The organism is Parvibaculum lavamentivorans DS-1, assembly GCF_000017565.1.
Taxonomy (GTDB): domain Bacteria; phylum Pseudomonadota; class Alphaproteobacteria; order Parvibaculales; family Parvibaculaceae; genus Parvibaculum; species Parvibaculum lavamentivorans.
On the sequence record NC_009719.1, the window covers coordinates 884,590 to 897,013 of the forward strand.

9 protein-coding genes are annotated in these 12,424 nt (G+C 62.6%); 3 read left to right on the forward strand and 6 right to left on the reverse strand.

All coding sequences use genetic code 11. The features are described 5' to 3' along the window. Positions 1-8 precede the first annotated feature (8 nt). The 3 genes from PLAV_RS04155 to PLAV_RS04165 form a co-directional block, all read right to left on the reverse strand. Positions 9-1,781 (reverse strand): N-acetylglutaminylglutamine amidotransferase, encoded by a 1,773-nt coding sequence (locus PLAV_RS04155; protein ID WP_012109689.1) that lies wholly within the window; start codon positions 1,779-1,781, stop codon positions 9-11. 150 nt (positions 1,782-1,931) lie between these two features. After that, complete coding sequence (locus PLAV_RS04160; RefSeq protein WP_012109690.1) at positions 1,932-3,821, reverse strand: ABC transporter ATP-binding protein; 1,890 nt, start codon at positions 3,819-3,821, stop codon at positions 1,932-1,934. After that, the gene (locus PLAV_RS04165) at positions 3,818-5,629 is read right to left on the reverse strand and encodes an ABC transporter ATP-binding protein (RefSeq protein ID WP_143710164.1); all 1,812 of its coding nucleotides are present in this window, start codon (positions 5,627-5,629) and stop codon (positions 3,818-3,820) included. Before PLAV_RS04165 ends, PLAV_RS04160 begins: the two co-directional genes overlap by 4 nt. Positions 5,630-5,894: 265 nt before the next feature. On the opposite strand from PLAV_RS04165, the gene PLAV_RS04170 reads away from it, so the two are divergent. Both PLAV_RS04170 and PLAV_RS04175 read left to right on the forward strand, forming a co-directional pair. Then, positions 5,895-7,175, forward strand: a complete 1,281-nt coding sequence (locus PLAV_RS04170) for a BtaA family protein (protein ID WP_012109692.1) — start codon at positions 5,895-5,897, stop codon at positions 7,173-7,175. A gap of 4 nt (positions 7,176-7,179) precedes the next feature. Beyond that, positions 7,180-7,860, forward strand: coding sequence for a class I SAM-dependent methyltransferase (locus PLAV_RS04175; protein ID WP_012109693.1), 681 nt, complete (start codon positions 7,180-7,182; stop codon positions 7,858-7,860). Here the strand turns inward: PLAV_RS04175 and PLAV_RS04180 are convergent. Next, the gene (locus PLAV_RS04180) at positions 7,845-9,074 is read right to left on the reverse strand and encodes an acyl-CoA dehydrogenase (protein ID WP_012109694.1); all 1,230 of its coding nucleotides are present in this window, start codon (positions 9,072-9,074) and stop codon (positions 7,845-7,847) included. The genes PLAV_RS04175 and PLAV_RS04180 overlap by 16 nt on opposite strands. A gap of 74 nt (positions 9,075-9,148) precedes the next feature. Then, positions 9,149-10,078 carry a LysR family transcriptional regulator gene (locus tag PLAV_RS04185; protein ID WP_012109695.1) on the reverse strand — a complete coding sequence of 310 codons (930 nt, stop codon included), beginning with the start codon at positions 10,076-10,078 and terminating at the stop codon, positions 9,149-9,151. A gap of 98 nt (positions 10,079-10,176) precedes the next feature. Between PLAV_RS04185 and PLAV_RS04190 the strand changes: the two genes are divergently transcribed. Continuing rightward, on the forward strand, positions 10,177-11,199 hold the full coding sequence (locus tag PLAV_RS04190; RefSeq protein WP_012109696.1) for an NAD-dependent epimerase/dehydratase family protein: 1,023 nt from the start codon (positions 10,177-10,179) through the stop codon (positions 11,197-11,199). A gap of 165 nt (positions 11,200-11,364) precedes the next feature. Here the strand turns inward: PLAV_RS04190 and PLAV_RS04195 are convergent, their stop codons facing one another. Continuing rightward, positions 11,365-12,372 (reverse strand): NAD(P)H-dependent flavin oxidoreductase, encoded by a 1,008-nt coding sequence (locus tag PLAV_RS04195; protein ID WP_012109697.1) that lies wholly within the window; start codon positions 12,370-12,372, stop codon positions 11,365-11,367. Positions 12,373-12,424: the final 52 nt, after the last annotated feature.

Below are 12,424 nucleotides of genomic sequence, written 5' to 3' on the forward strand. Positions count from 1 at the left end.
CCATGTGATCAGACCGAATGCGACTGCAGCCACAGCTCCAGAAGGCCGATCTGCCAGAGCTTGGAGCCGCGCAGCGGTGTGATGTGTTCGGATGGATTGGCGAACAGTTCTTCGAGATAACCCTGATTGAAGAGCCCCCGTTGCTTTGCCGCATCGGTGCTCAACGCATCCCGCACCATGGCGAGATAGGGCCCATCCAGATATTTGAGCGCGGGAACCGGAAAGTAGCCCTTCGGCCGGTCGATCACGTCGGCGGGAATAACTTTGCGGGCGACCGTCTTCAGAATGCCCTTGCCGCCATCGGCAAGCTTGTGCTGAGCGGGTATGCGCGCCGCAAGCTCCACAAGTTCATGATCGAGAAAGGGGACGCGCGCCTCAAGTCCCCAAGCCATCGTCATGTTGTCCACACGCTTCACCGGATCGTCGGCGAGCATGATGGTGGTGTCGAGGCGCAATGCCTTGTCCACGGCGTGTTCTGCGCCGAGGCGGGAGAACTGATCTTCGATGAATTCTTCGACGAAATGTCCGTCGTGATATTGCGGCTGGACCGTCCGGCGATATTCGTCGAAATCGCGGTCGAAAAAGGCCGCTGCGTAATCGCTTGCCGGCGCGTCTGAATTGGCGAGCTTCGGGTACCAGTGATAGCCGGCAAAAACCTCGTCGGCGCCCTGGCCGCTCTGTACGACCTTCACATGCTTTGCGACTTCCTGCGACAGCAGAAAGAAGCCGACATTGTCATACGACACCATGGGCTCCGACATCGAGCCGATGGTGCGGGGGAGCGCATCGAGCAGCTCGCTTGACGGTACGAAAATCTTGTGATGCTCCGTACCGAAGTGCTTCGCGACAATGTCGGAATATTTGAACTCGTCGCCGAGCTCTCCATTCGCGGCTTCAAAGCCGATAGAGAATGTATTGAGCGATTGCTGACCGGCCTCGGCAAGAAGGCCGACAATCAAGCTTGAATCGACACCACCCGAAAGCAGAACCCCGACAGGTACGTCGGCAATCATTCGCCGGTCGACGGCGGCGATAAGCGATGCGTGCAGCATTTCCGCCCAATCGCCTTCACTGCGCATTGCGTCTTCCCGGGAGCGCTCATAGCCGAGTGACCAGTAGACGGTATCCCGGCGGCTGCCATCTGCCTCGAATATGGCGACGGTCGCCGGCGGCAGCTTGCGGATGCCTTTCAGCATTGTCAGCGGTGGCGGCACGACGGCGTGCCATGTCATGTAAGCCTGAAGTGCTTGCGGATCGATCGACGTGTCGACATCGCCCGCCGCCAATATGGCGGGAAGCGTCGAGGCAAAGCGCAGCCGTTTGCCGCTGAGGGAGAGATAAAGCGGCTTGATGCCGAGCCTGTCGCGCGCCAGCGCGGTGCGGCCGCTGTCACGTTCGTGCACGGCGAAGGCGAACATGCCGTTCATATGCGTGGGCGCATCGGCGCGCCAAGCGTGCCATGCCTTCAGCACGACTTCCGTGTCGCTTGCCGAATGAAAGCTGTAGCCCTTCGCTTCGAGCTTCTCGCGCAATTCACGATAATTGTAGATGCAGCCATTGAACACGAGGGTTAGCCCAAGCGCCGGATCCGTCATTGGCTGGCTGCCGCGTTCGCTGAGATCGATGATCTTCAACCGGCGGTGTCCCATTGCCACATTGCCACTCGCGGCAAGGCCGCTTCCGTCTGGCCCTCTCGGTGCGAGGACGTCGCACATGGTCATTACCGCACGGGCATCCGCCTGCACGCCGTCGAATCTTATTTCGCCGCTGAAGCCACACATAAGCTGCTGTTATCAATCCTTGTTGGGAAAACATGCGCGCATGCACATTGAAAATAACGCGCGGCAAGCCGCGAAGTTCCATTATTTGAATGTCGCCTTCCACAGCGCAGCGAACGCTGTGCGCGGGAAGAAAGGGGGCAAAGCGAAAAATCAGATGTTCTTGCTCGTGCCGGCCACGTCCTGAACTTGAAGCTCATAAAGCGTTTTGTAAAGACCGCCTATGGCAATCAGTTCATCGTGGCTGCCGATTTCGCGCACTTCGCCACCGGCGAGCACGACGATGCGGTCTGCTTCACGAATCGTCTGAAGTCGATGCGCGATGATGATCGAGGTGCGCCCCTGCGTGACTTTGGAAAGTGCATCCTGGATGACGAGTTCGGTTTCCGTATCGATGCTCGCGGTTGCTTCGTCGAGAACGAGCACTTCGGGGTTCATCGCCAGCACGCGCGCAAATGCGAGAAGCTGCCGCTGGCCATGGCTGAGATTGCGCCCGCGCTCCGTCAACATCGTGTCGTAGCCTTGCGGCAAGGTGCGGATGAAAGGATCCGCATGCACGAGCCGCGCCGCCTCGCGGGCCATCTCGCGCGTGATCGCAGGGTTTCCAAGCGCGATATTGTCGTAGACCGTGCCGGAGAAAATATGAAAATCCTGCAGCACGACGCCGACCCGTTGCCGGATTTCGGACGGCATCACATCCATGATGTCGATGCCGTCGATCAGGATGGAGTTTGCCGGCACATCGTAAAAGCGGCAGAGCAGGCGGATGAGGCTCGTCTTGCCGGAACCTGTCGGTCCTACGATGGCGATGCGCTCGCCCGGCTTGATGTCGAAGCTGACATCTTTCAGGATCGTCGTGCCTGGCGTGTAGCCGAAGGTCAGATGGTTGAACGTCACCTGGCCTTTCAGGTCTTTCGGCAGCGGCTTCGGCTCTTCCGGCTCCTTCAATGCCTCGTCCCAGTCGAGAGCCTGGAATATCCGCTCGCAACTCGCCATGGCGCGAAAGACGACGTTCCATTGTTCACCCATCGCCACGATGGGCCGGAACATCATATCGGCAAATTGTGCGAAGAGGATGACGCTGCCAAGCGTCGCCGCGCCTTCGAACACATGCTGCCCGCCGAACCAGATGATGGCCGCCATGGCGAGAAAGGCCATGCTGTCCATCGCCGGGCCATAATAGCTTTCGATCCGGACGGCGAGATTTTCCTGTTCGCGGTTTTCCTCATTGATGCCGGTATAGCGCTGAAAGTTGATCTCCTCGCGGCCATATAGTTGCACCACTTCGATACCCGACAGGTTTTCCTGCAGGTTCTCGTTGAGGCGCGACATGGTGGAGCGGATGCCGCGATAGACCTGCCGCGAGACGATACGGAAGGCCCATGTAGCAAGCGCGGCGAGCGGCAGCAGCAGCATCAACTCGAATGTCAGCGTGGGGTTGAGTGCCAGCATGATCGAAACGGCGACAAAGAACGGCACGAATTCACCAAGCAGCACGCCAAATCCCGCCAGCAGCTCGAACAGCGTTTCGATGTCGTTGGTAAGGCGCGTCATGACGCGGCCGACGGCGACGCGGTCATAGAAACTTGAAGGACGCGTTTCGAGATGCGCGAAGAGGTCGCGCCTCAGGTCGCGCAATCCATTGAGTACGGTGCGCGCCAGCATGACGCGGAAGCCGTGTCCGAATGCCGCCCAGAGAACCGTCCACACGCCATAGAGAATGCAGGCGGCAACGATCGGATGAAGGTCGAGGAGACTGGAAAGAAAAGCGTTGAGGGCCTTCTGACCGAAATCCGGCGCACCGGCGTCGGAAGTCGGCAGCAGAATGCCGTCGACAACCACGCGGCTAACCACGACAGGGGCAAGCACAGCCGCGCTCGCTGCCAGCAGAACGAAGACGAGCGCGATCAGCCCCTGCCTTCGATATGGCCGCATCCAGCGCATGAGCCGGACGATCAGCCCGAAATCGAAGCCGCGCGTCTCCATCTCGTCGTCGAAGATGGTGTAGTCGCGTGTTTTCTTTTCCGGCCGCGCGTCGCTCATGCCTCGCCTCCCGTCGTTTCGGTCAGCGTCTGCACGAGTTCGTCGCGGCGGCCCTGCTGGCGCTCAAGCGTGGCATAAAGCCCGCCTTTCGCAATTAGCTCATGATGCGTGCCGATTTCGGCGACGCGCCCCTCATCGAGCACGATGATGCGGTCCGCATGCCGTGCTGTCGAAACGCGGTGCGATACCATCAGCGTGGTGCGCCCCTGCCGCAGCGTCTTGAGCCGTGAGAGGATGAATTCCTCCGTTTCCGTGTCGACGGAGGAGAAGCAGTCATCGAGAAGCAGCACCGGCGTCTCGCGCACAAGCCCGCGCGCAAGGCTCGCGCGCTGCTTCTGCCCGCCGGAAAGCGTCACGCCGCGCTCCCCCACCATGGTTTCGAGCCGGTGAGGAAAGCGGCGGATGGTCGCTTCGAGATCGGCGCTTTCCGCCGCGCGCCACACTTCCTCCGTCGCACGGTCCGGATTGTCGTAGGAAATGTTCTGCGCAATATGCGTCGCGAAGAGGAAGGGGTCCTGCGGCACCATGGCCACCTCGCTCCGCACCTGCGATACGGGCAGCATCCGGATGTCGCGGCCGTCGAGATAGACCGTACCGGGCGGCGGATCGAGCAGCCGCACGATGAGCCGGAGCAGCGTCGACTTGCCGGAGCCGACGCGGCCCAGCAACGCGATCATCTCCCCCTTGCGGATTTCGAGCGATACATCGTTGAGCGCCGGCCAGCCCTCGCCGTTTGCCGCCGGGTGCACATAGGAGAGATGGTTGAGCGTGATCGCGCCGCCGATTTCGTCCAGCGGCGCGGCGTCGGGCGCGTCGCGAATTTCCGGCTCGTGATCCAGAATCTCGAAAATCCGCGCCGCCGCCGATCCGCCGCGCTGAAACAGCGTCACCATCACGCCGCCTTCCTTGATCGGCGCTAGCATCATGTTGAGATAGAAGATGAACGCGGTGAAGGTGCCGAGCGTTATGACGCCCTCCACAACCTGCAATCCGCCATAGCCGACAACGATCAGCGTGGTGAAGCCGGTGGCCATAAGCATCGCGGAGGTGAGGCCGGAATTGAGCGACATCAGCTTGTAGTAGTTTTTTGCGTAATGGTCCGAACTGGCGGCGAAGCGATCGGTCTCGCGCGCTTCCTGCGCATGGGTCTGGATGGTGCGGATACCGTTCAGGTTTTCCTGCACCTGCGCGGAGAGCGAAGAGAACCCCTCCTGAACCTGCGTCGACTGCGTGAAAATCTTCTTCGCGATCACCCATCCGATAACCGCGAACACAGGCAGCGCCGGGAGCAGCAGAAGCGTCAGCGAGGGCGACTGATAGAACATGAAGATAAAGGCGATGATGCCCGAGAAGCCGAGCACGAAGAGGAGCCTCGTCCCCATGCCGATCAGCTGGCGGATGAGCATGATGTCGTTGATCGCCCGCGCCATCAGGTCGCCGGTCGTATAGCGGGAGAAGAAGCGCGGCCCCTGCAATTCCAGATGCCAGTAGAGCCGCTGCCGCAAATCGAAGGCGGCATCGACGCCGACCTCGCGCACATAGCGCCGCCCGAGATTGAAGGCGATGTAGCGGAGCACCATCAGGCCGAGAATGGCGAGGGCCGGCACCGCCAGGCGCATGTCGCCCACCGCGATCCTGTCGATCCCCATCTTCAGGAAGAGCGGCATGAAGGCTTCAAGCAGGCGGCCGGCATTGATAAGCGACATCCCGCCCCAGAAGCGCCACTTGTGGCGCTGGATAAGCGGCACCAGCCGCCACAACGGGCTGGCTGTCCGGTCCGGCCGGGACGTGGTCGCGCGCGATTCCACGGGAGAAAATCCGGGGCTGGGCGCGAAACGGGCCGCGCCGGTCTGGGCTGGTATCGCCCGGCCTCATATCCCGGGCAAGCCGCCGGGGCGGGCAGGGAGACGGTGTTTCCTGGGGTTTTAGCGATCTTGCCGACGACTATACGCCTCTCCATCCGATTCGGAAGCAGGCTTGTCGGCCCGGGTCACACGAGGTTCACACAAAGCCTGTAGCAGCAGGTGAGAGGCCGCTTGGGCGGCGCTCAAACCCGCGAATGGAGACATACCCTTGTCCGACACCGCTGCCGAAGCCGCGTCCGATGCCGTCATTCCCGCCGGCCGCCGGCGCGATATAAACCGCCGTCTCGCCGCCGCCGTTCATAGGCACAAACCTGCCTCGAAGGAAGGACTGACGGAACGTCTCTTCACCTGGCTTTTCACCGGTCTCGTCTATCCGCAAATCTGGGAAGACCCCGAGGTCGACATCGCCGCCATGGCTTTGGGGCAGGACATGTCGCCCGACACGCGGATTGTCGCCATCGCGTCTGGCGGCTGCAATGCGCTCTCCTATGCGACCGCTTCACCCGCCCGCATCACCGCGCTCGATCTCAATCCGGCCCATGTGGCGCTGGTGCGGCTGAAGCGCGCCGGTGCCGCTCATCTTCCGGGCTATGACCGGTTTTCCCGCTTTTTCGGCAATGCCGACACGCGCGAGAACCTGAAAACATATGACCGCTTCCTGAAGCCGAATCTCGATGACACGACACGCGCCTATTGGGAGAAGCGCCCCTTCCATTTTCGCCGCCGCATCGCGCTCTTCGCGCGGGGCTTTTATCGCCACGGTCTTCTCGGTCATTTCATCGGCGCCGCGCATTTCGCGGCGCGGCTCTATGGTGTCTCCTTCCGCGCACTTGTCGAAGCGCCGACGCTCGATGCCCAGCGCCGCTTCTTCGACGAGAAGCTTGCCCCGCTTTTTGAGAGAAAGACGATCGCCTGGCTGACGGACAAGCCTTCGACACTTTATGGTCTCGGCATTCCGCCCGCCCAGTATCAGGCCCTGGCGGGCGGCCGCGAGATGCGCCTCGTCCTGCGCGAGCGGCTCGAGCGCCTCACTTGCGGTTTCCCCCTGAGCGAAAATTATTTCGCCTGGCAGGCTTTCGCTCGTGCCTATGCGCCGGATGGCAAGGGCCCCTTGCCGCCCTACCTCAAGCGAGAAAACTTCTCCGTGCTGCAGGCTCGCGCTGGACGCATCGACGTGCTGAATGCCTCCTTCACCGACTATCTGCGGGAAGAAAGCGAAGCGAGCATGGACCGCTACGTCCTTCTCGACGCGCAGGACTGGATGACGGACGCACAGCTCAACGACCTCTGGTCCCAGATTACACGCACGGCCCGCCCCGGCGCCCGCGTCATCTTCCGCACCGCCGCCGAGCCAACACTGCTGCCCGGCCGCGTGGACGATGCGATCCTTGCACGCTGGGCGTACCGCGAAGAGGAATCGCTCGCCTTCACCGCGCAAGACCGCTCCTCGATCTATGGCGGCTTTCACCTTTACGTGTTGAAGGATTGAACCCGTGAGTGTCGCTGGACATGGCGAACAGGATCACAGCCGGCTCATGGACCGTGTCTACCGGCGCCAGCGCCACTTTTACGACCTGACACGCCGCTACTACCTTCTCGGTCGCGACCGGCTGATCGCCGAACTCGCGCCGGCGGCCGGCGGCACCGTGCTCGAAGTCGGCTGCGGCACGGGGCGCAATCTTGTGCGGACGGCGAAGCTGCACCCACAGGCCGAACTTTACGGCATGGATATTTCGGATGAGATGCTCGCCAGCGCCCGCAGCGCCGCTACGCGGGCGAACGCCACCGCCATTCACCTCGCCTGGGGAGACGCGACGCGCTTCAACCCCTATGCGGCCTTTGGCATCAGCCGCTTCGACCGCATCTATTTGTCCTATACGCTGTCGATGATCCCGGATTGGCAGGCGACGCTTGCTCAGGCGATCTGCAATCTCGCACCGGGCGGCAGCCTCCACATTGTGGATTTCGGCCAGCAGGAACGTCTGCCGCGCTGGTTCCGCGCGCTCCTATGGGCTTGGCTCGCCCGCTTTCATGTGAGGCCGCGCGCCGAGCTTCGGCCTGTGCTGCACGCCCTTGCCGAAAAGCTCGGGGCGGAACTCGCGTTCCGCCCCTTGTATCGTGGCTATGCCTGGTACGCGGTATTGACCTTGAAGGCGGCTCAGAAAAACGCCTGAATGCCTGTCTGCTCGCGGCCGAGGATCAGCGCATGAACGTCATGCGTACCCTCATAGGTGTTCACCGCTTCAAGGTTCATGACGTGGCGGATGACGTGATACTCGTCCGAAACGCCATTGCCGCCATGCATGTCGCGGGCGACGCGGGCAATGTCGAGCGCCTTGCCGCAATTGTTGCGCTTCATCAGCGAGATGGAGGCGGGCGCTGCCGTCCCGGCGTCGAACATCCGGCCGAGTTGCAGGCAACCCTGCAGCCCGAGCGTGATTTCCGTCTGCATGTCGGCGAGCTTCTTCTGGATAAGCTGGTTCGCGGCGAGCGGCCGGCCGAACTGCTTGCGGTCGAGCGTATATTGCCTGGCCGCATGCCAGCAGAATTCCGCTGCGCCCATCGCGCCCCAGGCGATGCCGTAGCGCGCCCGGTTGAGGCAGCCGAAGGGACCGGCAAGCCCGCGCACATTCGGCAGCAGGTTCTCATCCGGCACGAAAACATCCTGCAATGAAATCTCGCCGGTAATCGACGCACGCAAGCTGAACTTGCCCTCGATCTTCGGCGTCTCGAAACCCTTGAAACCGCGCTCGACCACAAAGCCGCGGATGACATCGTCTTCCGTCTTCGCCCAGACGACGGCGAGGTCCGAAATCGGCGCATTGGTGATCCACATCTTCGCGCCGTTCAGCACATAGCCGCCATCGACCTTCGCCGCCCGCGTCCGCATGGAGCCCGGATCGGAGCCGTGGTCGGGCTCGGTCAGGCCGAAACAGCCGACCCATTCGCCGGTCGCGAGCTTCGGCAGATATTTTTCGCGCTGCGCCTCGGTGCCATAGGCATAGATCGGATGCATGACGAGCGAGGATTGCACGCTCATCGCCGAGCGATAGCCGCTGTCGACGCGTTCCACCTCGCGCGCGGCGAGACCGTAGCAGACATAGGAGAGCCCGGCGCAACCGTATTTCTCCGGCAGCGTCAGCCCGAGCATGCCCTGCGCGCCCATCTCGTTCATGATTTCGCGATGGAAAATCTCGTGCCGGTTCGCTTCCTTCACCCGCGTGAAAAGCTTCTCCTCGCAATAGGCGCGCGCGCTGTCGCGCACCATGCGCTCTTCCTCGGTGAGCTGTTCGTCCAGCAGCAACGGGTCCTGCCAGTTGAAGGAGGCGAGCGGCGGATTGGGCTTCTCGCCGGATTTCGCGGGGCTGGCTTCGGCGGCTTTGCTCATGGGAAAGTCCTCGGGACGCAAGGGAAGGCTGCTTCGCGATTGATATAGCAGGGTGGGGCGCGGCGGGCGATAGCCTACTTGGCGGCCGCTTTTTCCGCGGCTTCCCGCGCACCATGCCGGACATAGGCGCTCATTTCCTCGGCCAGATGGTCGAACATCAGCCGCATCCGCCGGCTCGTCTTCAAATCCTCATGCATGGCGATCCAGACATCTAGCTCGAAATCGATCGCCCCCGGCAGCACCGATACGAGATCGGGATAGCGAAGCGCGAGCGGATACTGGCACATGCCGAAGCCGACCCCGGCCCTGAGCGCCGCAAATTGCCCCACATCGCTGTCGCAGCGGAAGGCAAACAGCTCGCGGCTGAGCGGAAAGCCGCCGAGGTCCTTCAGCCGCCGGATCGAGGATTCCCGGTCGAAGCCGATGATTGGATATTGCGTAAGATCCTCGACAGATTGGGGCATGCCGAAGCGCTGGATCAGGTTCTTGTGGGCGTGGAGTCCGAGCCCGATCGTGCCGCATTTTTTCGCGACAAGGGAGGTTTGCGTCGGCCGGACCATGCGAATGGCAATGTCGGCGTCGCGCCGGATGAGGTCGTCCGTCCTGTTCGACAGCACGAGCTCGATGGCGATGCGCGGATGTTTCTCGCAAAAGGCGGCGAGGATCGAGGGCAGCACCTCCGTGCCGATCATCTCGCTTGCGGTGATGCGGACCGTCCCCCGGTCTTCCTCCGCCTCGCCGGACGCCGCCCGCCGCAGCGCCTCCGCCGCCATCGACATGGCCTCCGCATGGGGCACCAGCGACAGGGCCGCTTCCGTCGGTGCGAGCCCGCCCTGGGAGCGGGTGAAGAGGCCGACGCCGAGCGCTTCTTCCAGCGCATCCACATGCCGCCCCACGGTCGGCTGCGTCAGGCCAAGCTGCCGCGCAGCCCCCGAAAGGCTCCCCTCCCGCACGACCGCAAGGAAGGACCGGTAAAGCTCCCAGCCGGGTTGTTCGTTGTTCATACAAAAATGTATATCAGATAGCAGAATTTAGGCAATTCATATTCATACGTGAATATTTCATTCTCCAGTCAACGAAACGGTGACCCCGGAGAAAGACAATGACCTCTACGGCCCTCATCCTCGGCGCGACAGGCGGCTTCGGCGGCGAAACGGCGCTGGCGCTCCACCGCCACGGCTGGCAGATCCGTGCTCTTCACCGCAATCCGAAGGCCGCCGCCCGCGCCCTGTCCGACATGCCCTTCATCGACTGGGTGAAGGGCGATGCCATGAGCGCCGGAGACGTCCGCGCCGCCCCCGTGAATGTCGATGTGATCGTCCATGCCGTGAACCCGCCCGGCTACCGCAACTGGGGCAGCACCGTCCTCCCCATGATCGGCAACACGATCGCCGCCGCCAGGGAAGCGGGCGCGCGCATCGTCTTCCCCGGCACCGTCTATAATTTCGGGCCGGATGCCTTTCCGCTTCTCGCCGAAACCTCGCCGCAAAATCCGAAGACGCGCAAAGGCGCCCTCCGCGTCGAGATGGAACGCCGCCTCCGCGCCGCCTCGGAAGAGGGCGTGCCCGTGCTGGTCCTGCGCGGAGGCGATTTCTTCGGCGGCTGCAATCCCGGCAACAACTGGTTCGCGCAGGGCCTCGTGACGCCCGGCAAGCCGCTCCGCTCCGTCAGCTATCCGGGGCCGCACAAGGTCGGCCACAACTGGGCCTATCTGCCGGACATGGCGGAGACGGTCGCGCGGCTGCTGTTGCGCGCGGATGAGCTGAAGCCCTTCGAGGTCTTCCACTTCGGCGGCCATTGGCTTGAGCAAGGCATCGAGATGGCGGACGCCGTCCGCTTCGCTGCCCGCAAGCCGGACCTCCCCGTGAAGCGCCTCCCCTGGTTCGCGCTCACGGTTCTCTCGCCCTTCGTCGAGACGTTCCGCGAGATGCGCGAGATGCGCTACCTCTGGAAAAAACCCGTGAAGCTCGACAATGCGAAACTCGTCGCCTTCCTCGGCCACGAGCCCCACACGCCCCTCGACATCGCCGTCCGCACGACGCTTGCCGGCCTCGGCTGTATCGACATGGCGGACACCTCCTCCCGTCCCGCAAGCCTCTCCCTCACAGAAGGAACGATCCGATGACCCGCACGAACCGCATCGAACGCATGTTCAACGCCTTCGTCCTCACCACCCTCGCGCTCTACGTCATGAGCTTCCTGCACGAGACGGCCGGGCAATACTTGGTTTGAATAAGAAAACGGCGGCGGAAGAAATTCCGCCGCCGTTCTGTGCCAGAAAGCCGGAGCCTTATTCCGCCGCCGCCCTTGAAGCCGTCAGTGCTTCTGCCGGCATCCGCTCAGCGAATTCGCGGCAGGCCTGCACATATTCGCGCTTCAGCCGGTCGATGAGTTCGGCGACGGGCGGCGCGTCGGTGATCTGGCCGATGCCCTGGCCGGAGCCCCAGATGTCCTTCCATGCCTTCTGCTTCATGTTGCCGCCCGAGCCGAAATTCATCTTCGACTTGTCGGCTTCCGGCAGGTTGTTCGGGTCGAGACCCGCCGCGGCAACGGAGGGCGCGAGGTAATTGCCATGCACGCCGGTAAAGAGGTTCGTGTAGACGATGTCGTCCGCCGCATACTGGATGAGATGATCCTTGTACGCCTGTTCGGCGTTCGCTTCCGCCGTGGCGACGAAGCGCGTGCCCATATAGGCAAGGTCGGCGCCCATCGCGAGCGCGCCCGCGATGCCCCAGCCGTCGCTGAGCGCGCCGGAGAGGATCACGGTTCCCTTGAACCACTGCTTCACCTCGCGCACCAGCGCGAAGGGCGACAGCGTGCCCGCATGTCCGCCCGCGCCGGCACAAACGAGGATGAGACCGTCCACGCCCTGTTCCGCCGCCTTCTTCGCATGCTTCACATTGATGACGTCGTGGAAGACCTTGCCGCCATAGCTATGCGCCGCGTCGATCACCTCGGCCGGCGGTCGGAGCGATGTGATGATGATCGGCACTTCGAGCTTCGTGCAGACGTCGATGTCATGTGCCAGCCGGTCGTTCGAGGCATGGCAGATCTGGTTGACGGCGAAGGGCGCCACCTTCTTCTCGGGATGTTTCGCCTGATATTCGCCAAGCTCGCCCTTGATCCGCGTGATCCACTCTTCCAGCACATGCGCCGGCCGCGCATTGAGCGCCGGAAACGAGCCGACGATGCCCGCCTTGCACTGCGCGATCACCAGCTCCGGGCCGGAAACGATGAAGAGCGGAGAGCCGATGACGGGTATCTCCAGGCTGTTTTTCAGAATGTCGGGCAGTGCCATGTCGGTGTCCTCCGGAAATTCATTGCGCTCAATATGGACCGGATCACGCTGT